At 71.0% G+C, this 21,608-nt stretch carries 18 protein-coding genes; 6 read left to right on the top strand and 12 right to left on the bottom strand.

The window, feature by feature from the left end:
- Positions 1 to 8 precede the first annotated feature (8 nt).
- The 7 genes from ACQP1V_RS10490 to ACQP1V_RS10460 form a co-directional block, all read right to left on the bottom strand.
- Complete coding sequence (locus ACQP1V_RS10490) at positions 9 to 1,364, bottom strand: cytochrome ubiquinol oxidase subunit I (protein WP_387416493.1); 1,356 nt, start codon at positions 1,362 to 1,364, stop codon at positions 9 to 11.
- Positions 1,365 to 1,506: 142 nt separating this feature from the next.
- Entirely contained in the window at positions 1,507 to 3,150 is a 1,644-nt protein-coding gene (locus ACQP1V_RS10485; RefSeq protein WP_433421439.1) for a carbamoyltransferase family protein, read from the bottom strand.
- A 157-nt stretch (positions 3,151 to 3,307) separates the two neighbouring features.
- Positions 3,308 to 4,237 (bottom strand): L-histidine N(alpha)-methyltransferase, encoded by a 930-nt coding sequence (gene egtD / locus ACQP1V_RS10480; protein ID WP_433421436.1) that lies wholly within the window; start codon positions 4,235 to 4,237, stop codon positions 3,308 to 3,310.
- Between the two features lie 48 nt (positions 4,238 to 4,285).
- A complete protein-coding gene (locus ACQP1V_RS10475) occupies positions 4,286 to 5,125 on the bottom strand; it encodes a class II glutamine amidotransferase (protein ID WP_433421434.1) in 840 nt (279 codons plus the stop codon).
- A gap of 6 nt (positions 5,126 to 5,131) precedes the next feature.
- Positions 5,132 to 6,526: an ergothioneine biosynthesis protein EgtB gene (gene egtB / locus ACQP1V_RS10470; RefSeq protein WP_433421431.1), complete on the bottom strand. Its 1,395-nt coding sequence runs from the start codon at positions 6,524 to 6,526 to the stop codon at positions 5,132 to 5,134.
- An 81-nt stretch (positions 6,527 to 6,607) separates the two neighbouring features.
- Positions 6,608 to 7,864: a glutamate-cysteine ligase family protein gene (locus ACQP1V_RS10465; RefSeq protein WP_433421428.1), complete on the bottom strand. Its 1,257-nt coding sequence runs from the start codon at positions 7,862 to 7,864 to the stop codon at positions 6,608 to 6,610.
- A 90-nt stretch (positions 7,865 to 7,954) separates the two neighbouring features.
- Positions 7,955 to 8,623 carry a hypothetical protein gene (locus ACQP1V_RS10460; RefSeq protein ID WP_433421426.1) on the bottom strand — a complete coding sequence of 223 codons (669 nt, stop codon included), beginning with the start codon at positions 8,621 to 8,623 and terminating at the stop codon, positions 7,955 to 7,957.
- Between the two features lie 95 nt (positions 8,624 to 8,718).
- On the opposite strand from ACQP1V_RS10460, the gene ACQP1V_RS10455 reads away from it, so the two are divergent.
- The 3 genes from ACQP1V_RS10455 to dapD are packed head-to-tail and all read left to right on the top strand — an operon-like array spanning position 8,719 to position 11,484.
- On the top strand, positions 8,719 to 9,849 hold the full coding sequence (locus ACQP1V_RS10455) for a sensor histidine kinase (RefSeq protein ID WP_433421423.1): 1,131 nt from the start codon (positions 8,719 to 8,721) through the stop codon (positions 9,847 to 9,849).
- Positions 9,846 to 10,517, top strand: coding sequence for a response regulator (locus ACQP1V_RS10450; RefSeq protein ID WP_433421420.1), 672 nt, complete (start codon positions 9,846 to 9,848; stop codon positions 10,515 to 10,517). Before ACQP1V_RS10455 ends, ACQP1V_RS10450 begins: the two co-directional genes overlap by 4 nt.
- A 1-nt stretch (position 10,518) precedes the next feature.
- Positions 10,519 to 11,484: a 2,3,4,5-tetrahydropyridine-2,6-dicarboxylate N-succinyltransferase gene (gene dapD / locus ACQP1V_RS10445; protein ID WP_433421418.1), complete on the top strand. Its 966-nt coding sequence runs from the start codon at positions 10,519 to 10,521 to the stop codon at positions 11,482 to 11,484.
- A gap of 134 nt (positions 11,485 to 11,618) precedes the next feature.
- Here the strand turns inward: dapD and ACQP1V_RS10440 are convergent, their stop codons facing one another.
- Positions 11,619 to 13,334 carry a DUF222 domain-containing protein gene (locus tag ACQP1V_RS10440; protein WP_433421415.1) on the bottom strand — a complete coding sequence of 572 codons (1,716 nt, stop codon included), beginning with the start codon at positions 13,332 to 13,334 and terminating at the stop codon, positions 11,619 to 11,621.
- Between the two features lie 496 nt (positions 13,335 to 13,830).
- On the opposite strand from ACQP1V_RS10440, the gene ACQP1V_RS10435 reads away from it, so the two are divergent.
- The 3 genes from ACQP1V_RS10435 (at position 13,831) to ACQP1V_RS10425 (ending at position 16,896) form a co-directional block, all read left to right on the top strand.
- Positions 13,831 to 15,165: an ISL3 family transposase gene (locus ACQP1V_RS10435; protein ID WP_433421412.1), complete on the top strand. Its 1,335-nt coding sequence runs from the start codon at positions 13,831 to 13,833 to the stop codon at positions 15,163 to 15,165.
- Between the two features lie 703 nt (positions 15,166 to 15,868).
- Positions 15,869 to 16,561: a class I SAM-dependent methyltransferase gene (locus tag ACQP1V_RS10430; protein WP_387413213.1), complete on the top strand. Its 693-nt coding sequence runs from the start codon at positions 15,869 to 15,871 to the stop codon at positions 16,559 to 16,561.
- Positions 16,562 to 16,731: 170 nt separating this feature from the next.
- Positions 16,732 to 16,896 (top strand): hypothetical protein, encoded by a 165-nt coding sequence (locus ACQP1V_RS10425; RefSeq protein WP_157570472.1) that lies wholly within the window; start codon positions 16,732 to 16,734, stop codon positions 16,894 to 16,896.
- 275 nt (positions 16,897 to 17,171) lie between these two features.
- On the opposite strand, the gene ACQP1V_RS10420 is transcribed toward ACQP1V_RS10425, so the two are convergent.
- From ACQP1V_RS10420 to ACQP1V_RS10405, 4 genes are all read right to left on the bottom strand, one after another.
- Positions 17,172 to 19,028 carry a glycoside hydrolase family 6 protein gene (locus tag ACQP1V_RS10420; protein WP_433421409.1) on the bottom strand — a complete coding sequence of 619 codons (1,857 nt, stop codon included), beginning with the start codon at positions 19,026 to 19,028 and terminating at the stop codon, positions 17,172 to 17,174.
- Positions 19,029 to 19,298: 270 nt separating this feature from the next.
- Positions 19,299 to 19,661: a hypothetical protein gene (locus ACQP1V_RS10415; protein WP_433421406.1), complete on the bottom strand. Its 363-nt coding sequence runs from the start codon at positions 19,659 to 19,661 to the stop codon at positions 19,299 to 19,301.
- A gap of 31 nt (positions 19,662 to 19,692) precedes the next feature.
- Positions 19,693 to 20,328, bottom strand: coding sequence for a response regulator (locus ACQP1V_RS10410; RefSeq protein ID WP_387413205.1), 636 nt, complete (start codon positions 20,326 to 20,328; stop codon positions 19,693 to 19,695).
- The gene (locus ACQP1V_RS10405; RefSeq protein ID WP_387413203.1) at positions 20,325 to 21,524 is read right to left on the bottom strand and encodes a sensor histidine kinase; all 1,200 of its coding nucleotides are present in this window, start codon (positions 21,522 to 21,524) and stop codon (positions 20,325 to 20,327) included. The genes ACQP1V_RS10410 and ACQP1V_RS10405 overlap by 4 nt, the downstream gene beginning before the upstream one ends.
- Positions 21,525 to 21,608: the final 84 nt, after the last annotated feature.

Genomic DNA, 21,608 nt, shown 5'->3' with positions numbered 1-21,608 from the left:
CTTGTCCGTCAGGCCCTTTCCTGGGGGGCGACCGCGCGCACCAGCGCGGCCCTGGTCATGACCCGCAGTACGTAGACGGTCGCCACGGTGAGGAGCAGATAGACCAGCAGCACGATGAGGAACCCCACCCACAGGCCGGGCGCGGGGTTCACCGCCTCGACCGTGCGCATCCTGCCGAACGCGATCCAGGGCTGGCGGCCCACCTCGGTCACGATCCAGCCCGCCTCGACGGCGACGACCGCGGCCACCCCGGCGAGCGCGGCCAGCCAGAGGAACAGCCGCGGGCGGGGCAGGTCGCGCCGCCGCCACCACGCGACCGCCAGCCAGGCGGAGATCAGCAGCAGGAAGAACCCGATCGCCACCATCACGTCGAACCCCCAGTGGACCGGGTTGACCGGCGGCCGGTCGGCGCGCGGCACCTGGTCCAGCCCCTTGACCAGGGTCGCGGGGCTGAACCCGACGAGGATCGAGAGCGCGCTCGGCACCTCGACCGCCCAGTGCAGCGTGTCGTTCCGGACCACGCCGCCGAAGCTGAGCGGCGCGTGCGTGCCGGTGCGGAAGAGCGCCTCGGCCGCCGCGAGCTTGGTCGGCTGGTGCTCGGCGAGGACCCGCGCGGCGTAGTCGCCGACGAAGATCTGGATCGGGGAGAGAACCGCGGCGAGCGTGAACGGGATCAGGAAGCCCAGCCGGTGGTAGCGGTCCCGGCGCCCGCGCAGCATCCCGACCGCGTAGACGGCCGCGGTGCCGAACCCGGCCACCATGAACGCCGCGATGATCATATGGACGGTCTGGTGCAGCGTGGCCGGGTTGAACATGGCCGCCATCGGATCGACCCGGGTCACCCGGCCGTTCTCCAGGTCGAAGCCACGCGGCTGGTTCATCCACGCGTTGGCGGACACGACGAAGAACGCCGACGCCACACCCGCGATCGCGATGGGCAGCCCGCTCAGCAGGTGGGTACGCGGCGGCAGCCGGTCCCAGGCGTACAGGTAGATGCCGAGGAAGATCGCCTCGATGAAGAACGCCACGCCCTCAATCGCGAACGGGATCCCGATCACCTGGCCGTACACGTCCATCAGGCCCGGCCACAGCAGGCCCATCTCGAAGCTGAGGATCGTGCCCGACACCGCGCCCACCGCGAAGAGCACGCCGATCCCCTTGGCCCACCGCCGCGCCAGCCGCATGAGGTCGGCGTCGCCGGCCCGCACGGCCCGCCACTCCACGAAGAGGAGCAGGCTGGGCATCCCCACCCCCAGGCAGGCGATGATGATGTGCCACCCGAGCGAGAACCCCATCTGCATCCGGGCCGCGAGCAGGTCGGCCGGGCTGGCCGGGCCCGCCGCGAGGGCGAGCGGGCTCAGCACGGCAGCGCCCGTCGGGATGACATGTCATGGCACGTCCCCACCCGATATCGCCACTAAACGACACAACGTACGCGATCGGTGACTTTACGCAATCATACGGTCGGGCGACCGTCGGGGTGGTCGGCCGGGACGACCACGGTGATCACACGCCGACCACCGCCCGCCTGCGGACCAGGAACGGCCCGAGCGCCAGCACGTCCACCGGCGTGGAGCCGAAACACTCCAGGGCGTCCCTGGGGTCGTCCGCCATCGGCCGCCCGGACGTGTTCAGGCTGGTGTTGACCACGACCGGCAGCCCGGTGCGGACCTCGAACTCCTCCAGCATCCGGACGAGCAGCGGCTCGCGGGAACGTTCCACAGTCTGGATCCGCGCGGTGCCGTCCACGTGGACCACCGCCGGGATCCGGTCCCGCCACTCCGGCCGCACGTCGTGCACGAACAGCATGTACGGGCTGGACGCCGGCCCACGGGAGAAGATCTCGGCCGCCCGTTCGGCCAGCACCATGGGCGCGACGGGGCGGAACCGCTCGCGTCCCTTCACCGCGTTCAGCCGTTCGGTGTTGCCGGCCCGGCCGGGGTGGGCGAGCAGGGAGCGGCGGCCGAGCGCGCGCGGGCCGTACTCGCTCCTGCCCTGGAACCAGGCCACGATCCGGTCGGCGGCCAGCTCGGCCGCGACCGCGCCGGCCAGGTCGTCGGGGCGGTCGTAGGCCACCCGTGCCACGTCCAGCCAGACGGCCAGCTCCTCGTCCCGCCAGCCGCGCCCGAGGTCGGCGCCCGGCATCGGCGCGACGTTCTCGCCGTACGCGCGAGCCAGATGGAGCGCGCCGCCCAGCGCGGTCCCCGAGTCGCCCGCCGCCGGCTGGACCCAGATGTCCGCGAACGGCCCCTCGGCCAGCAGCCGGGTGTTGGCGGCGCAGTTGAGCGCCACTCCCCCGGCCATCGTCAGATAGCGGGCCGAGGTGTGGTCGTGCAGCCAGCGGGCGAGGTCGAGCAGCACCTCCTCCAGCCGGGCCTGCACGCTCGCGGCCAGGTCGGCGTGCTCGGGCGCCCACACCCCCTGGCCGCCCTCGCGGCGCTTGGCGTACCCGGCCCAGTCGATCGGCTCGACCCGGAACCCGCCGTCGCCGGTCGCGTAGACCAGCTCCCGCAGCTCCGGCAGGTGGCGCGGCTCGCCGTAGGCCGCGAGCGCCATCACCTTGTACTCGTCGCCCGAACGGAGGAAGCCGAGGTGCTCGGTCACCTCCTCGTACATCAGCCCGAGGGAGTGCGGGAGCTCCTGGCCGGCCAGGACGGTCAGTTCGCCGTCGCGATAGTGCCCGGCCAGGTGCGAGACCGCCTCCCCGCGCCCGTCGCAGACCAGCACCGCCGACTCGCGGTACGGCGCGGCCAGCCCGGCCGAGGCCGCGTGCGCGATGTGGTGCGGCACGAACCTGACCTGGTCCGGGTCCAACCCGGGCACGGCCGTGGCGAGGAACGCGGGGGCCCTCCGCGCGTATGCGGTGCGCAGGTCCTCCCAATGCTCGTCCGCCCCGGCGAGCCCCGGCCGGACCAGCGCGGGGTCGTAGGAGTAGGCCACGCCGTCGAGGTCGTCGGGGCGCAGTCCCGCCTGGCTCAGGCACCAGGCCACCGCCTCCTCCGGCAGCTCCCAGGCGGAGAACGGCACCGAGCGCTTGCCGTGCTTGCGCCGGCTGAACCGCTCCTCCTCGGCCGCCGCGACGATCTCGCCATCGATGACCAGGGCCGCCGCCGGATCATGGAATATGGCGTTGATCCCCAAGAACCGCATCCGCGTACCTCCGCTCGGAGCGTTCCGATGCTGTTACCGAGAGCAGCGCTTCTGAAACGCCGCCCTGTGTGAAGGCCGGACGAGACAGAAGCGCTACTTGAGGAATGTCACGCTATGTAGCCAGATGGCAGCTGACCCGCGGGCTCCGCCGGACGGTTCAGCGCGCGGTGCTGAGCGCGAGGGCGAAGTCCCCGCCCGGGTCGGAGTACCAGCGGTCCAGGGCGAAGCCCGCCCGCGCCAGCTCCTCCGCCAGCCCGTCGCGGTGGAACTTGGCGCTGATCTCGGTGCGCATCTCCTCGCCCCGGACGAAGTAGACCGTGAAGTCAAGGTCGCGGATGTGGACCCGCATCGGGCGGGTCGCCCGCAGCCGCATCTCCACCCACTCGTTCTCCTCGTCGTACCGGGCCACGTGCGCGAAGTCGTCCGGGACGAAGTCGGCGTTCAGCTCGCGGTTGATGACGTGGAGCACGTTGCGGTTGAAGGCGGCGGTCACCCCCTCGGCGTCGTCGTACGCGCGGATCAGCCGCCCCCTGTCTTTGACCAGGTCGGCCCCGAGCAGGAAGGCGTCGCCGGGCTTGCGGGTGGAGCGCAGCTCGTTCAGGAACACCTCCCTGGCCTCGGGGTCGAGGTTGCCGATGGTCCCGCCCAGGAAGGCGACCATCCCCGGCGGGAGCAGCGACAGGTGCCGTTCGAAGTCCGCGCACACCGGCTGTACGGCCAGGCGGGGGAAGCGCGCCGACAGCCGCCGCGCGCTCGCCCGGAGGGTGACCGCGTCCACGTCCACCGGCATGTAGACGCGCATCTTCGGAAGCAGCAGGGCCGTCTTCTCGCTGGTGCCGGAGCCCAGCTCGATCAGGGTGTCCGAGCCGCTCCTGTGCACGATGTCGGCGGCGTGAGACCGCAGGATCGTCAGCTCACGCCGGGTCGGGTAGTACTCGTCCAGCCGGGTGATCCGGGAGAACAGCTCGCTGCCCACCTCGTCGTAGAACCACTTCGGGGGCAGCCACTTCGGTTCGGAGGTGAGGCCGGTGCGGACGTCTCGTTCCAGTGCCTGGCGCAGATAACCGCCGTCGAGATGGTTGATCACTTCCGCTCCTCGGATACGTGTCAGACGTGCTCAGAGGTGCCTGACGGGTCAGATGCGGGTCACGCTCACACCGTCGGGGGATGCGACGACCAAAGTGCGGTCATCCACGGCACGCCAGCCCGGCCTGCCGTCCAGGGGCTCGCTCGCCAGGAGCACGCCCTCGTGAACATGGGTGAAAAGGGTGTCGCCCCACGCGGTGGCGACGATCTCGGATCCGCCGCAGACGAGCAGGTTGAGCCGCGCCGCCGGGTCTGTCCGCGCCGCCTCGGTGACGATCCGCGCCACCGCCTCGGCCGCGGGCATCCCCGCGCGGAGCCGCGCGAACACGGCCGCGGCGAGCCACGCCGAGTCGCACAGACTCTCCGGAGTCGCGCCGCCCGCGGCGGGGGCGGCGGCGCCGTTCCAGGAGGCCGCGGCCGGGACCGACGCCGGGACCGACGCCGGGACCGACGTCTCTCCGTCAGCCCCACCTGCGGGCACGCGTTCCGGGACGGTGACGTCGGCGGACAGCAGCGGGAGGAGGGCGTCGCGCTCCACCCGGCCGTTGTGGCTGAGCAGCCAGCGTCCGTCGGAGAAGGGCGCCGTGGCGCTCTCCTCGATCGGCATCCCGATGGTCGCGGAGCGCACGGCCGCCAGCAGGCAGCCTGACCGCGCCACCGCGGCCAGCCCCGGCAGGTTGGCGTCCGCCCATATGGGGATGGAGCGGCGGTAACGGACCGGCTCGGTCCGCCCGTCGTCGTACCACCCCATGCCGAACCCGTCCGCGTTGACGGTCCCGTACCGCTGCAGCCGGGGCGCGTACGCCTGGTGGAGGAGGCCGTGCTCGGACTCCCCGATCAGCGACGACAGCGGCCGGGGCGGCCCCAGCCAGGCCGCGTGCCTGCACACGGGCGGTCACCCGGCCACGCGGGCGCACCGGAACCCCGCGAAGATCTGCCGCCGGATCGGATAGTCCCAATTCCGGAAGGTCGTACGGATCGCCGCGGAATGAGTGGCCCACGACCCGCCGCGCAGCACACGGTAGGTCTCGCCGAAGAACACCTCGCTGTACTCCGGATACGGGAAGCTGCGGAACCCCGGATAGGGCTGGAACCAGGACGAGGTCCACTCCCACACGTCCCCGATCATCTGTTCCGCGCCGTACGGCCCGGCCCCGGCGGGGTACGCGCCGACGGGGGCGGGCCGGGCCGCCCGATGGCCGAGGTTGGCCTGGTCCGGCCGCGGGTCGGCGTCCCCCCACGGGAACCTCCGGCCACCGCAGGCCTTCTCCCACTCCGCCTCGGTCGGCAGCCGCTTGCCCGCCCATCGGGCGTACGCGTCGGCCTCATACCAGGAGACATGCTGCACCGGCTCGTCGAGCGGCACCGGCTCCATCCGGCCGAAGCGCCTGCGCCACCAGCCGTCGCCGCCCGCGGCACGCCGGCCGCCGTTTCCTGTGTGTACAGCGTGGCTTCCTGTGCGGCGTCCCGCGCCGCCTTCCGCGCCACCGCGGGTCCAGAAGAGCGGGGCGTGGATTCCCTTCTGCCGGACCCACTCCCAGCCCTCGGGGCGCCACCAGCGCGGGTCGTCGTACCCGCCGTCCGCGATGAAGGCGAGGTAGTCGCCGTTACTCACCGGCCAGCGGTCGATCCAGTAGGCCGGCAGGTCCATCAGATGGGACGGGCGCTCGTTGTCGTATGCCCAGGGCAGCGCGTCCGTCCCCATGACGAAGGGCCCCGGAGGAACGAACACCTCGTCCTGACCGGACCGCGTCTCGCCCGCGTCCTGGGCACGTCCGGCCGGGAGCTCGCCGTCCTGGATCAGCCCCGGCTCCCCCGAGAGCTGCAGCGTGGCGAGCATCGTCTCGTCGTGCTGGTGCTCGTGCTGCACGACCAGCCCGAACACGAAGCCCCCGGCGCGCAGCGGGTCCGGATCGTCCAGATCGACGGCGTCGAGCACGTCCAGCACCCGGCCCCGGACGCCGGAGATGTAGCGCCGCGCCTCCGCGGGCCCGAGGAGAGGCAGCGAGGGCCGGTCCTTACGCGGATGCTTGAACGCGTCGTAGATGTCGTCGATCTCGGGCCGGAGCGGTGTGATCCCCCCGGCCGCGCGCAGCACCCACAGCTCCTCGTAGTTGCCGACGTGCGCCAGATCCCACACCAGCGGGGACATCAGCGGCGAGTGCTGGCGGACCAGCAGGTCGTCCTCCATGTCGGTGTACGCGAGCGACCGCGCACGCGCGGCGGCCAGTTCGGCGGCGATCAGTTCCTTTCCCGCTGCCGGGGGAGGCGGGGCGTGCCGTTCTCTCATCCGATCTCCTTCGGTGTGGAGACTCCGGGCGCGGCCTGGGGGGAAGAAGTCACGGCGGACGCCGTCGCGGCCGTCCGGCGATCACCCGCACATCTCGAGATCGAGGGCGGGGGAACGGCCGGGCTCGATGTACCGGGCGGCGAACCGGCCGACCCGCTCGACCAGCCAGGGGTCCGCCCCGAGCCGGGGCAGTGCCTCGACCGCGGCGCGGAAGCAGACCTCGGCCGCCCGCCGCATCTGCGGCTCCGCCAGGCCGAACCGGGCGGCCCGCGCCCAGTCCCCGCGCACCGGCAACGCCGCGTCGAGCGCGGCGTCCGCCGCCCGGTCGTCCGTGACGAGCGCGTGGACGACGGCGACGCAGACGGGCCAGTCCTTCGGCCCCTGGGCGTCGAGGTAGCGGATCTCCATCCACCCCCGCGGCCGCACCGGGGGAAACATGGTCGTGGCGTGGTAGGCCAGGTCGTCGCCGGTCGGCGGCCTGCCCGCGACCCGGGCGAAGTCCCGGTACGGCGAGCCGTCCAAAACCGCGCGGCACGCGACCACGCCGGGGCCGATCGGCGCCCGCCCCCGCCCGCCGCCGTACATGCCGGCCGCGGTAGCGGCGTTCGCGCCCGCCTCGTTCGCGCCGTTCATGTCGGCTCCGCTCATGCCGGGCGCGCTCGTGCCGGCCGCGTTCGCGGGCTCGCGGACCAGCATCAGGCGGGCGTCGAGGAGGTATTCGGCCCACTCCTCGGCCGGGTCGCCGCCCATCGCCACCGGGGCGGTCCTGGTCCGGTCGAGGTTGAGCCAGACGGCCTGACGGCCGGACATCCAGCCGTCCCTCGGCGAGTTCGCAAAGGCCGCCACCAGCACCGGACCGAGCAGGTGTGCCCTGTCCCAGCGCGCCCGGGGGTTCGCCCCGAAGTCGAGATTCACCTGCACCGAGGCCGTCGAGCACATCATCAGCCGCCCGTACGGCAGGCCGAGGAACGCCGCCATGGCCTCGTACCGCGGGAGGCGAAGCTGCCGAACCGGTATCCGGATCGAGTCGAGAGCGCGGCTCCCGAGCACCAGCCCCGCCGCCGAGAGGGCGCGCCGTACGGCGTCGATATCCGCGACGAGACCCGCCACGGCCTCGGACAGCGGCAGCGGGGGCGTGGCCAGCTCCAGCTGGCCACCGGGCTCGAACGTGACGCTGCTCCCGCCGGGCAGCGGCGGGAGCGCGTCAGCGACGCGAGCGATGGGCACCTGGCGCGACGGCGTCTCCGCGTCGAAAACCAGGAACTCCAGCTCTACGCCCACCCGGTCCGTTTCGGTGCGCTGGAAGCACCCCCGAGCAAAAGCCTGAACATCAGTCATCGCCCCTCCAGCTACGGGACCAATGTCATCCCCGCTTTGACTGATTTGTAACGCCTGTAGTTAAAAGTGGGCTTTGACGTGCCATGAGACTCATCTCGCGGAGGACCACTCCCGGTCGTCCATGCGGAGGATCGCGACGCCGACAGCGCCGAACGCCAGGAGCAGGATGACCGGGCCCGCGAGCCCGAGCACCAGGTTCCAGGACCTCGCCCCGAAGAGCCAGACGAGCATCCCGACGAGGACGCCGGCCGGGAACCACCAGCCCGCCCGCCCGGACCGGGCGTACGCGACCGCGACCAGGATCAGCCCGAGGAACGAGCCGATCATTCCGGGCATCTGCCAGCCGACGATCATCGCGGGATGCATGGCGGCCCCCATGATCTCCTGGGCCTCGGCGACGGGGAACCGCTGGAACATGACGATGTCGAAGAAGTCGGAGATCATCAGCGACGAGAAGTTGATCAGGCCGAGCACGGTGACCGCGCCGGCCACGTTGGCGAGCACGACACCCTTGCGCCGCACAAGGTGGACCAGCCCGATGACGCCGGGCACCCACAGGACCCAGGCGTAGTGCAGGAGCGTCGCGCTGACGCCGGTGGCCGCCGGGTTGTTCGCGTAGGCGAGGACGTCCTCGGCCCCCCACTCCGTCGGGTCGACGGCCATGCCGAGGAGCAGGCAGAGCGGGGCGAGGATGAGGCTGACCCCCGCCGCCGTGCGGCGGAAGGTGTCCGGATTGGTGAAGAAGCGATGCACGGTCATGCCGGGAACCGTAGAAATCAGAACCCGTTCGGTCGTCAACGCGCACTTTGAATCAGCAGTCCCCCGCAAGGATGATTTATCGATATAAAGCCGTCATGCGCGCACCGATCGACTGGCTCGTGGCGGTCATCGTCTGCCTGTTCGCGGTGGCCGAGGAGCTCAGCGGCAGGAGCTCACTCCACGGAGACCGGCCGTCGATCTGGTGGATCCTGGCCGGCGTCGCGGCCGCCGTCCTCGTGCTCAACCGGCGCCGCGCCCCCTTCGCCGTCCTGTGCGTCTACTCGGCCGCCAACGTCCTCGGCTTCGCGCTGCTACGCGAGATGGCCGCGGCGTGGCAGTTCTACACGCAACTCGTGCTGCTGTTCACACTCCTCAGCGAGGTACGACCGACGAGCTGGAAGGCGACGGTCGGCCTCGCCGCCACCGGCGCGTACATCGTCTCGATGGTGACCGCCTCGCCGACGACGACCTGGGGCGACGTCGCCGTGGCGCTGGTCATGACCGCGCTCGCCGGAGGGGCCGGGCTCGCCGTGCGCCGCCACCGCGTGCTCGCCCTCCAGGCCGAGGAGCGAGGCGAGCTGCTCGCCCAGGCCGCCGTGGCCGAGGAACGCGCCCGGATCGCCCGCGAGCTGCACGACATCGTCGCGCACAGCGTCAGCGTCATGACCATGCAGGCCGGCGGCGTACGGCTCATGCTCCGCGAGGAGCAGCACCGCGAGCGCGAGGTCCTCGTGACGATCGAGGAAACCGGCCGTGAGGCCGTCGAGGAGCTGCGGCGGATGCTCGGCCTGCTGCGCGCGCCGGACCCCGACGATCTGGCCCCGCAGCCCAGCCTCGACCGGCTCGACGACCTCGCCGAGCACTCCCGCGCCGCGGGCCTGGACGTGACCGTCGAGGTCACCGGCACCCCGGTCCCCCTGCCCGCCGGACTCGGCCTGTCCGCGTACCGGATCGTCCAGGAAGCGCTGACGAACACGCTCAAACACGCCGGCCCCACCCGGGCCGCGGTGACCATCGCGTACGCGCCGGGCGAGCTGCGCCTGGAAGTCAGCGACGACGGCCCACGCGGCCGCCCATACGACCGCTCACACGACGGGAGCACGCCGGCCCGCGGCGGGCATGGCCTGCTCGGCATGCGAGAGCGGGTCGCCCTGTTTCACGGCACCCTCACCGCCGGGCCGCTCTCCCCCCGCGGCTATCGCGTGCGGGCGATGGTCCCGCTGTGAGCGAGACGATCGACATCCTCATCGCCGACGACCAGGCGATGATCCGCGCCGGGCTTCGGCTGGTGATCGGCACCCAGCCCGACCTCATGGTGACCGGCGAAGCCGCCGACGGGCAGGCCGCGGTCGAGCTGGCCCGGCGGCTACGTCCTGACGTGGTCCTGCTCGACATCGCGATGCCCCGGCTGGACGGCCTCGCCGCCGCCCGCCTGATCCTCGCCGAACCCGACCCGCCCAGCGTCATCATGCTGACCACGTACGACACCGACGAGAACCTCGACCGCGCGCTGCGCGCGGGGGTGCGCGGGTTCCTGCTCAAGGTGTCGCCCCCCGAGCAGCTCTTCGCCGCCATCCGCACCGCCGCCGGCGGCGAGGCGCTGCTCGACCCGGCCGTCACCCGGCGCGTCATCGAAGGCTACGGACGGCTGCCCGAGGAGACCTCCGTCCCCGGACCGGACCTCACCCCGCGTGAACACGACGTGCTCGTCCTCATCGCCCGAGGGCTGTCCAACGCGGAGATCGCCGCCACGCTGGCGATCTCCGAGGCCACGGTCAGCAGCCACATCAATCGACTCCTCGCCAAGCTCGGGCTGCGCGACCGCGCCCAGGCCGTCCGGCACGCGTACGAGTCGGGAGTCGTCCGTCCGGGCGATGCCGGTAGCGTTGGGTGATATGACAGCTCTCGACTCCGGCACCATGGGTGCGCACGGCATTGGCGTTGCGACGATCGCCGATGACGGCACCGTCCTCGACACCTGGTTCCCCGCCCCCACCCTGGGCGACGCCCCCGCAGTGGGGACGCGGCGGCTCGACGCCTCGCAGGCGGGCGAGCTCGCCCCGCTCCTCGGGCGCGACGACGTGCGCGGCATCGAGGTCGTCGCGATCGAGACCGGCATCGCGAAGTTGTCCGAGCCGCCCGTGGACACGCATGACCTCTACCTGCGGCTCCATCTGCTGTCCGCCCGGCTGGTCCGCCCGCACGGGCTCAGCCTGGACGGCATCTTCGGCTTGCTCTCCAACGTCGTGTGGACCAACCACGGCCCCTGCGCCGTCGAGGGCTTCGAGAACGCGCGGATCCGCCTGCGCGCCCGCGGCCCGGTGACCGTGTACGGCGTGGACAAGTTCCCCCGCATGGTCGACTACGTCATGCCGTCCGGCGTCCGGATCGCCGACGCCGACCGGGTACGGCTCGGGGCGCACCTCGCCCCCGGCACCACCGTCATGCACGAGGGCTTCGTCAACTACAACGCGGGCACGCTGGGCACCTCGATGGTCGAGGGCCGTATCTCGGCCGGCGTCGTCGTCGGCGACGGTTCCGACGTCGGCGGCGGCGCGTCCATCATGGGCACCCTCTCCGGCGGCGGCAAGGAGGTCATCTCCCTCGGCGAGCGCTGCCTGCTCGGCGCGAACTCCGGCATCGGCATCTCCCTCGGCGACGACTGCGTGGTCGAGGCCGGGCTGTACGTCACCGCCGGCACCAAGGTCGCCCTCCCCGACGGCACCACGGTCAAGGCCAAGGAACTGTCCGGCCGCTCCAACATGCTCCTGCGGCGCAACTCGACGACGGGTGCCGTCGAGGTCGTTCCGCGTACGGGCACCGGCATCGAACTCAACGCCGCCCTGCACGCCAACGACTGACCCGGCCCGGCCTCGCCCCGTCACCACCCGGACGGCGCGAGGCGCCTCCTTTGCCCATCCCGACGCCACAGCACAGCGACCGCCGGGTGGGAGCGCAGTCCGGAGCGCCGTTCGGAAGACCCACCTTGTGGTCATCATTGGCGGGTCCTGGTTCGGGAGCCGATATAGGTGAAGCCCCAGCGGTCCTTGCCGGCGCGGTGGAGCCGGTAGTGGGCGGGGTTGCGGTAGCGGTCGCGGTTGTGGAACTGGCAGGTGGGTCCGAGGTTGTCCAGGTCGGTGGTGCCGCCGTCGGACCAGTTGGTGATGTGGTCGATCTGGCACAGGTGGGCGGGCATGGGGCAGTGGTCGACCATGCATCGGGTGTAGCGGGTGAGGATGGTCCGGCGTTGTCGTCGGGTGGCGCGGCGGGCGGTGCGTCCGACGTCGAGGACGCATCCGTCGGCGTCCATGACCAGGCGGGTGAGTCCGGAGGTCTGGGCGAGGCGGTGGATGTCGGTGACGGGCAGGAGCTGTCCGGTGGCGAGCAGCAGCCCGGGCAGTGCGCGTCCTGAGATGAGCCCGCCGGGCGTCGCCCAGTCTGCACCCCGCCCCCGTCCCTGGCTCTGTGCCTGGCCTTGTCCCTGTCCCGGCCCCCGCGCCTGGCCCCGTGCCTGTCCCCGCTCCCGTGCCTGGCCTTGTTTGCGCTGTTCGCTATCGCGGGCAGGCCGATCGCTCGGCCTATCGGCCCGGGTGCCCCGGCCGCCCGCTCTCTGACCGCGCTCCGCGTCACGCCCAGCGCTCCGACCATGCTGCCCGCTGTCGCGAGTGCCCTGGCCAGGTGCTTCCTGGCCACGCTCCTCCGCGTCGCGCCGAGTGCCTTCATCTCGCCGCCCGCCGTCGTGAGTTTCCCGGCGATGCCCTGCGTCGTGACCAGCGCTCTGGTCAGGTTGCCCGTTGCTGCGGGCGCCCTGCTCGCGGCTCGTGTCATCTTGATCGCTTGTCTTGCGCCGGTCGGGGGCGAATGCCTCGCCTCGCCCAGGGTCGGACGCCTTCGACCGCGAAGGCGCGGGCGTTCCCGCTGATGAGGAGTCGGACGTCTCAGTGGGTGAGGAGGCGGGCGGGTCGTCGGGAAGGGACTCGGCGTTGATCAACACCAGCAACTCGGTACCGATCTGCTGCTCCAACAACGCGATCAACACATCCGCGTTCCGCACCCGCAGCGGCCGCTCATCCCCCGCCACCCTCGGCTTCGCATACGCCTCCAACAGCGTCCGCAACCGCGCCGCCGCCTCCCGAGGCAGCCGGAACTCCCCCTCCACCCCGCCCGAAGCGCTCTCCCGTACCAACAGGAACCGCTCCCGATAATCCGCCTCGCCGTCGTCGGCTTCTCCGTCCGGGTCCAGCACCGCACGCAGATACCGCCCCGCACGTGCGATCTCCGCAGGAGTTGCCTGGTCCGCCAGCCCGACCAGAATCGGCTCCGCCAACGCCGCCTGCTCATCCGTCAGCCGCGCGGTCGCCGAACAGATCGCCGTCACCGCACCCTCAGCCAGGCTCCCCTCCGCGAACCGCGCCCGCACGGTCGGCAGGCGGGCAAGCTCGGTCGCCAACGCCAGCACCCGGCCCGCCCCGGCCACGCTCATCCCCGCCGCCCCCCGCAACCACGACCGCGTCGAGGCATGCCCAGCCCGCCTGGCCTCACCCGCGGCATGCACCCGCTCCACCCGCGCCGCGATCGCCGAAATCAACCGGTCCCGCGCGAACAGCAGATCCTCCGCCTCCGCCAGACACACCCCCGGCGCGTCCGGCACCACCCCCACCGCCAGCACCGACGCGACCTGCCGGACCTGCGCCACCAACGGCCACGACACCCGACCCGCGTGGGAAGAGTCGTCGCCAGGAGTGGGCCCTTCCTGCTCGGAGGTTCCATCCCCAGACTCGCCATCGCCCGGCTCCTCAGTGGGCGGGTCCGCATCGACGTCCACGGCGGACGCGCAAGCGGACGCCGCACAAGGGCGTCCGTCATCATCGCCTGACGCGGTCGCGGGGTGAGCCTCGGACACCGGCGCCGACTCACCCACCGGCGATTCCGCCTCCGCCAGCGGTTTTACCGAAGCCGCGTCCGGACCCAGGCGACCAAGGAAAGGAGGCACGGTTTTTGCCGAGATCACATTATTCGCCGTTGAATTACTTCTTTTCGCTGCATCGGGGCTCTTCGAGCTTGATCGGGGAGGTCCGCCGCGCATCTCGGTAGGCGATCACGGTGAGTGACGACCGAGGTGTAGGCCGACCCCGGATATGCGAAGCCCGCGGCTCTTGTGGATCATGACTGTTGTCTAGGCAGCCGATCTTCAAGAAACCACGGGCGTGCACAACACTACAGAGATCTCCTCGAACGCGACACTCCTGCTGGGCCTGGAAGGCCTGGCGGTCACGGCGGTGGAGCGCGGCGACGATGGCCATCGCGTGGCCCACGTGGTCACCGACGATGAGGCCGCACGGGCCTGCCCGACATGCGGGGTACTTTCGACGCAGGTCAAGCAGCGCGTGGTCACCTCGCCGCGTGACCTGTGCGTGGGTGGCGAGCCGATCACGCTGCTGTGGCACAAGCGCCGCTGGATCTGCCGGGAGACGTTGTGCCCACGCGGGTCGTTCACCGAGCAGATCGCGCAGGTCAGTGCCGGGATGCGGACGACGGCCCGGCTGCGCCGCGCATGCGGGCGGGCGGTGGCCGATGGCGGGCGTACGGTGGCCCAGGCCGCCCGCGACCATCGCGTGTCCTGGCCGGTGGCGATGCGCGAGATGCGCGCCTACGCCGCACAGGTGCTTCCCGAGCAGCCCAAGCCGACGGAGGCGATCGGGATCGATGAGATCCGCCGGGGCCGTCCCCGCTGGGAACTCGACCCGGCCACCGGGAAATATCGGCTTGTCGCGGACCGATGGCACGTCGGGTTCACCGACCTTTCGGGCGGTCAAGGGCTGCTCGGTCAGGTCGAGGGCCGCGTCTCGACGGCGGTCGCCACGTGGCTGACCGCCCGCCCCGCCGAGTGGAGAAACGCCGTCACGCACGTGGCGATCGACATGTGCACCGTGTTCCGGTCGGCGATCCGTACCGCATTGCCCCACGCCGTCATCGTCGTCGACCACTTCCACCTGGTGCAGCTGGCCAACACCAAGCTCGCCGAACTGCGACGACGGCTGACGTGGAAGATGCGCGGACGCCGCGGCCGGGCAGGCGACCCGGAGTTCGACCACCGCAGGCTGCTGCGCTCCAACAGCGAGGACCTGACCGACCAGCAGCGCTCCGACCTGGAGCGTGACCTGAAGCGGACCGGCACCTACGGCAAGCACATCCTGGCCGGCTGGCGCGCCAAGGAGAAACTGCGCCGCCTGCTCGCCCTGGCCCGGACCAACCCGGCCCGATCACAGATCAGCCACCGCCTGCATGCCTTCTACGTCTGGTGCGCCGACCACGCCTACCTGCCCGAACTCGTCACCCTCGCCGAGACCATCGCCGCCTGGTGGCCACAGATCGAGGCGTTCCTCCTCACCGGCATCACCAACGCCAAGAGCGAGGGCACCAACCGGGTGATCAAGCTCGAAGCGCGCTGCGCCTACGGCTTCCGCAACACGAGCAACCAACGCCTTCGATCACGCTGCGCAACCACTCGCGCGAGCCGGAGTCGAACCATCCCCGCCTAAATTCGTAGACCCTGCATCGGGGAGAAAGTCGTCAATCGTAAACATGGCGGCACTACGGGGCGATTCGCCCGTTTGGGCTGACCCGGGGGTTGCGGCGCGCCCCCACCAGTCAGCATCACGGGGGTGGGACTCGTCGCAGTCCGACAACTCCTCCGGAAAGAACCCGGCGGGCTCGAAGAGCTGATTCATACCCACCCCCGATCGCGATTAGAACGCCTGTATGAATAATGCCGAAGGTGGCGGCGCTAATCAAGTCGAATTCGCAAAGAATTTCGAGGCGAATATCGATATCAAATTTCAGGAAATATCGGACCAGGGCCCGGCGTCAGCACCCGTACCGCCGCCAGTGCCCATGCCCGGTGACCACGCCCGGCACCCGCCCCGCCATCCGCGCCCGATGCCCGGTGCGCGTGCCGGACCTCGTACAGGGCCGTCCACGGCCGTAAGAGCCGAGTCAGCCGGTCAGCGTTGGCGCCGGGATGCCCGGGAACGCATCAGGACGACCGATGCGTCGCCGACCTTCGACAGCGGAGGGCTGCCGCCCACGACGCGGGCGCGGCATGAGAAAGAGGAACCGCGGGCGCGGCATGAGACAGGCGGGCGCGGCATGAGACAGGCGGGCGCGGCATGAGACAGGTCGAGGCACAAAGGTGATCCGTACGGGAAGCGCCAGATTCGGAATCCGTCCTCCAGGATGATGACCATGACTTCTCAACCGCTGAACCACGGCACCGGGCCCGGGACGATCACGCCAGACGGCTGCGCCGTTGACTACTACGCGATGTTGACGCCGAACGGCGAGCCTGAATTCGTCCACGCGGCGATCCCCGAGGCGGCCTCGATCCTTGAACTGGGCTCGGGGGCAGGGCGGATCACCCACCCCCTCCTGGCACTTGGGCACGAGGTGGTCGCGGTGGACGAGTCGCCCGAGATGCTCGCCCACATCAAGGGAGCCGAGACAGTTCGGTCCCCCATCCAGACGCTGTCACTTCCGCGCAAGTTCGACGTCGTCCTGCTCATGTCCTTCGTGATCGAGACGCCCGACGACGAACTCCGCCGGGCGTTCCTTCGCACCTGCCGGGATCACGTGGCCGACGACGGATGCGTGATTCTCCAGCGCAAGCTGCCGGAGTGGTACGACACCGTCGCCGTTGTCGAACGGGTCGTCGGGGACGGCCACGTAATGCGGTTGACGCATGTCGAGCGGCCGGAACCCCACCTTCTCAACGCCACCATGGAGTACACGGTCGGCGACCGGCGATGGACCCACGCCTTCGTGAGCAGGCGCCTCGAGGACGACTTCCTCGCGGCCGAGCTCGATGCGGCGGGGCTGACCATGTCCGGCTTCCTGGCGGAAGACCGGGGATGGGTACGCGCGGTGCCGCAAGTCGGCTGACCCGGCAGCCACCACAACAGCCACCACGGCAGAACCGTCACAGAGCCGTACACCACTGGGCCACCCGAGCGCGGCCTGCCCCTGAGATGCCCCCGGGCATCCCCTGAGTTGTCCCTGAAGTTCCCTCTGACCGGGCGAATTCCCAACCGGGACGGCATAGCGTTCGAGACATGGGACGCATTCTTCTGATCGCCGCGCTCGTCGTGGTCGGCCTCTTCCTCATCGGCTCCATCGTCGGCCTGGTCTTCAGCGCCCTGAAGTGGATCCTCATCATCGGCGCGATCGTTCTCGGCGTCACGCTCATCGTGAAGAACACCGGCTCGCACCGGCACTGAGACTCTTCGGGTCCGCGCGCCCGCACGAGGCCAGGTGTCCGTACGGTCTGGCCACGCGCCTGAAACGGCGGGCCCCGGGCGCCTCCAGCCAGGCCATGGGTACGTACGGCCAGGCCGCGGGCGGCATGGACCGCCGTCATGCACAAGGGTGCGGGCCCCGCCGGAGAACCGGCAGGGCCCGCTGGATGTGACACGCCCTCAGGCACGCCTCGCATGCGCCTCGGAAGCGCCTCGGAAGCGCCTCAAACGGGGCTCAAACGGGGCTCAAACGGGGTTCACGAGAGGGGCGGGTAGGCGTTCCTGAGCAGCTCCTGGAACTGGGACGAGAACCAGTGACCCGAGACGGGAGCGTTGGCCAGCGCGCCGGTCCGGTTGTTGCCGTTGCGCTCGTTGCCGGTGTATGTGGGGTCGCACATCCGGTCGAAGCCCTTGCCCTCGTCGTTCGGGATCGCCGAGCTGGAGCCGTCGGACTCGCCCGGCGGCTTGATCCAGACGTAGGCGTCGAGGCCGGCGGCCGGGTTGGCCTTCGGACGCTCGCCGAGGCCGGCGCCACTCTGGTTGCACCAGTTGCCGGCGTGGATCCTGCGGTCGATGCGGGACTCGTCGACGAAGGTGTTCACGTCGGTCGAGGTGCTCGCCTTGGTCGGACGCGCGGTGCCACCCCAACCGTTGCGCGAGGTGTCGATGAGCATGCCGAGCGTGGACGGGAAACCCTTCGAGATCAGCGTGTTGCGGAACGCCTGGGCGTAGGACAGCTCGTCCACGTACTGGTTCCAGTCCACCCACCTGGACTGGCGGACGCTGGTGCCGTTGACCTTGGTGTCGATGGTGTAGTACGGCTCGGTCAGCGCGGAGTAGTTGGCGGTGTTGGTGATGAAGCCGTCCACACTCGCGTAGCCGGCGGTGGTGCCGCGGGCGGTCTCAGCGAACAGGTCGGCGGAAGGACCGAGGTTGGTGTCCCAGCCCAGCCATCCGTGGTGCCCGGCGTCCACGTACGTGTAGACGTTGGAGATCGCGTGCAGCTTGTTCAGGGCGTACTGGACGCCCTGGACGTACGCACCGGTCGACTTGGCCTCGGAGCACTTGGCGACGTTGAGGTTGGTGATCAGGTTCGGCAGCGAGTCGATCTCGACGATCGACACGATGCGCAGGTTCTTGTACTTCGGATCCGCCATGATGGCCGCGATCGGGTCGATGTACTCGGTCTTGTACCTGTTTAGACCGTTCTCTGCGATCAGCAGCTCACCGTTGGAGGCGAGCGCCGAGCAGTCGCGGTTGGGCAGGTTGTAGATCACGACCTCGACCGTCAGCGGCGCGCTGCCGTTCGCCGCGTCCTGCCGCACGGCCTCGTCCAGGTGATCGCGCAGGCCCATGTGGTTGTCGCCCGCGGAGCCCGAGGTGATGGCGGCGATCCGGTCCAGCCAGACGGCGGTCGAGACGTTGGCGACCTTCGAACCGCCCGGCTCGGACGCGGCCTTCGCCGACCAGTCCGGGTTCACGTACCCGGTCGCCCCGGCGTACGGGTTGTCCACATGGCTGCCGGGCGGGGCGCTGGGCGACGCGCTCGGCGAGGGCGAGGGTGAGGACGAGGGTGAGGACGAGGGAGAAGCGGACGGCGACGCCGAGGGGCTGGCCGACGGAGACGCGGACGGCGAGGCGCTCGGGCTCGGCGACGAGGTGCCGTTGCAGGTCACGCCGTTGAGCGAGAACGACGGGGGCGTGGGGTTGCTCCCCGACCAGGTGCCGTTGAAGCCGATGCTGGTCGAAGCGCCCGGGGCGAGGCTCTTGTTCCAGTCCAGGTTGGTGGCGGTCACCTTCGTGCCACTCTGCGACCAGTTGGCGCTCCAGCCGGGCAGGGTCACCTTCTGACCGGAGTTCGGGAACGTAAAGGCGAAGGTCCAGCCGTCGACCGCGTCGCCCACGTTCGTGATCGTGAGGTTGGCCGTGAAGCCGCCGTTGCCGGGGGCCGACGTCCATTCGTTCGTCGAGTACGTGACGCTGCACGCGACGGCGGCGCTCGCCGACGTGGCGGCGGCCACAGCCATCGTGGAGCCGAGCGCGAGCACGGACACGGCGACGAGGCCGCGCCGTACCAGGGAGCGCGCCGCTCCGGATCGGGGGGTGAATCTCATTGCGGGGGTCCTCCTGGCGACATGGTCACTGCGCTTGGGAGCGCTCCCACCGACCATAGGCAGGGCACACTCCCCCGTACAGGGACCGGTCAAGCACGACGGCCGCCGCATGCGGGCTGGAGCGCGGGCGCCACACCCGCGAGCAGCGCGTCCGCCCCGGCCGGGGCCCATGGACGCGTCCGCGACATCCTGAAACTTTCAACCAAACGTACGGTCGGCCCGCGCGTTACTCGCTCGCTTGGCGTCGGCCACACCGACCGCCGGGCGGGGTCATCGGCGTACGGTCAGCAGCCACTTCCAGCGGGGCAGCTCCGCGACGGCCGCGGCGGCCACCAGCACCGTGACCAGCGCGCCCGCCAGCGGATGCCAGGCCGTCCACGACGAGGCGAGCGCGGCCGCGAACTGCAGCAGCACGAGCGCGATCGTGACCGGACCCGGCACCGGGACGACCACCTGTGCCTTGTCTCCGGGCGTGGAGAACACCGTGGGAAGCCCGATCAACACCACCACCGACACGACCGCGAGCATCGCCGAGTGGCCCCATAGCGCCCACGGCGTGGCCACCCAGGCGACCAGTTCCGTCGCGAAGCGCAGTGGAGGGCCGAGCACGGGTTCCGGGGGACGGGAGTTCATCAGCACAGCTTCGCATAACGGGCAAACATCATCAGGACGGGCGGATGAGCCCGCGACGGGTGGCGACCGCGACCGCCGCCGTGCGGGAGTCGACGCCGAGCTTGGCGTAGATGCGCACGAGATGCGTCTTGACGGTCGTCTCGCTGAGGAACATCCGCTTGCTGATCTGCCGGTTGGACAGGCCCTCCGCCACGTGGCCGAGCACCTCCAGCTCGCGGGGGCTCAGCGTGCCCTCGGGTGCGCGTACGCGGCCGAGCAGCCGGGACGCGACGCTCGGCGCGAGCGCGCTCGCCCCGCTCGCGGCCGACCTGATCGCCGCGTGCAGCTCCTCGGAGGGCGCGTCCTTGAGCAGGTAGCCGGTCGCGCCCGCCTCGATGGCCGCGAGGATGTCGGCGTCGGTGTCGAACGTGGTGAGCACCAGGACCCTGGGCGCGCCGTCGCCCGCGACGATCCGCCGGGTGGCCTCGCTGCCGTGGATGCCGGGGCCGAGCCGTAGATCCATCAGCACGACGTCCGGCCGCAGCCGCACCGCCTCCGTGACGCCGTCCTCGCCGGTGGCGGCCTCGCCCACGAGCTCGAAGTCCGGCTGGCCGAGCAGCATCGCCCGGATGCCGGAACGGACCACGGGGTGGTCGTCCACCAGCAGGATCCGGATCGCGGCGCTCATCGGTTGCCCCCGGGCAACGGAAGCGTCATCGCCAAGGCCGTCCCCTCGCCCGGCGCGGACTCCACGGTGAGGGCGCCGCCGAGCGCGCGAGCGCGCTCCCGCATGACGCGCAGACCGTACCCGGTGCCCGGGCCGTCCTCGGGCGTACGCGCCGGATCGACCGGGTCGAATCCGCATCCGTCGTCGAACACGTCCAGCACGACCGCGTCGTCCAGGTAGGTGAGGGTCACTCCCGCGTTGTCCGCGCCCGAGTGGCGGCTGACGTTGCCCAGCGCGCCCTGGGCGACCCGCAGCAGGGTCAGGTCGTAGGCGGGAGGCAGCTCGACCGGATCACCGGACACCTCGAACCGCACCCGCGTCGACGTCCGCGCCGCGGCCGAGTCGCTGATCCTGCGCAGCGCGGCGGCGAGAGAGGAGTGCTGCAGGGCGGGCGGCGCCAGGGCGCGCACGAAGTTGCGCGCTTCCTCCAGGTTCTCCGCCGCGGCGCGCTCGGCCTCCAGCACCCGCTCCTCCGCGCTCTCCGGCCGTGTGGCGAGATCGCGCCGGGCGGCCCGAAGCAGCAGGACGATGCTCGACATGCCCTGCGCGAGGGTGTCGTGGATCTCGTGGGCCAGGCGCTCCCGCTCGGCCAGCGTGGCGGCGTCACTCTCGGCGCGCACCAGCTTCTCGCGCGTACGGACCAGGTCGTCGATCAGGAGCCTGCGCTGCTCGCTCTCGTGGTAGAGCGCCTTGTAGACCAGCGCCATGAGCGTCGCCACAACCGCGCCGATCGCCGGGCCGATGACCTGGGGCGGGGTCAGCCCGCCCGCGTGCCAGCTCGACGCCGCGACGGCGGCCGCGGTCAGCACGACGACGCCGGGTACGGCCGCCGGCAGGCGCAACAGGTGGAGGTAGGCGAAGAACAGCGGAAAGGCCAGCCAGACGAAACCCGGCGACGCCAGCGCGAGGGCCGCCCACGCCAGGGTCACCAGCAGCAGCCAGATCCGGCCGAGGAGCAGGTGGAGGCGCCCTCCGAAGTCGGGCAGCCGCGACTCGACGATCAATGCCGTCCCGTAGAAGAGGCCCAGCAGGACGCCGCCCGCCGCCACGACCGTACGGCTCTCCTGCACGACGGCGAGCACGAGCAGCACCGCGAACGTGCCGTGGATGGCCCACCTGAGCAGCCGCAACGCCGGAGGGAACGGAAAGTCCATCATGTCGCACTCAGCGTAAGTCACCGCCGGTCCGGTTCCGTGTCGTCCGAAAGGTGTAATCCGGGCCATCCAAGGGAGGACCCGCGG

The sequence above is a fragment of the Microtetraspora malaysiensis genome, assembly GCF_050947145.1.
GTDB lineage: Bacteria > Actinomycetota > Actinomycetes > Streptosporangiales > Streptosporangiaceae > Microtetraspora_A > Microtetraspora_A malaysiensis.
Note: the sequence above shows the minus strand (reverse complement) of the source record. Positions and strands in the feature narration are given on the sequence as shown.

Coding starts and splice junctions, on each gene's coding strand:
- ACQP1V_RS10485 (WP_433421439.1), bottom strand. CDS start 3,150: ATGCGGTTCTTGGGGATCAACGCCATATTCCATGATCCGGCGGCGGCC.
- egtB (WP_433421431.1), bottom strand. CDS start 6,526: ATGAGAGAACGGCACGCCCCGCCTCCCCCGGCAGCGGGAAAGGAACTG.
- ACQP1V_RS10465 (WP_433421428.1), bottom strand. CDS start 7,864: ATGACTGATGTTCAGGCTTTTGCTCGGGGGTGCTTCCAGCGCACCGAA.
- ACQP1V_RS10460 (WP_433421426.1), bottom strand. CDS start 8,623: ATGACCGTGCATCGCTTCTTCACCAATCCGGACACCTTCCGCCGCACG.
- ACQP1V_RS10455 (WP_433421423.1), top strand. CDS start 8,719: ATGCGCGCACCGATCGACTGGCTCGTGGCGGTCATCGTCTGCCTGTTC.
- dapD (WP_433421418.1), top strand. CDS start 10,519: ATGACAGCTCTCGACTCCGGCACCATGGGTGCGCACGGCATTGGCGTT.
- ACQP1V_RS10430 (WP_387413213.1), top strand. CDS start 15,869: ATGACTTCTCAACCGCTGAACCACGGCACCGGGCCCGGGACGATCACG.
- ACQP1V_RS10425 (WP_157570472.1), top strand. CDS start 16,732: ATGGGACGCATTCTTCTGATCGCCGCGCTCGTCGTGGTCGGCCTCTTC.
- ACQP1V_RS10420 (WP_433421409.1), bottom strand. CDS start 19,028: ATGAGATTCACCCCCCGATCCGGAGCGGCGCGCTCCCTGGTACGGCGC.
- ACQP1V_RS10415 (WP_433421406.1), bottom strand. CDS start 19,661: ATGAACTCCCGTCCCCCGGAACCCGTGCTCGGCCCTCCACTGCGCTTC.
- ACQP1V_RS10410 (WP_387413205.1), bottom strand. CDS start 20,328: ATGAGCGCCGCGATCCGGATCCTGCTGGTGGACGACCACCCCGTGGTC.
- ACQP1V_RS10405 (WP_387413203.1), bottom strand. CDS start 21,524: ATGATGGACTTTCCGTTCCCTCCGGCGTTGCGGCTGCTCAGGTGGGCC.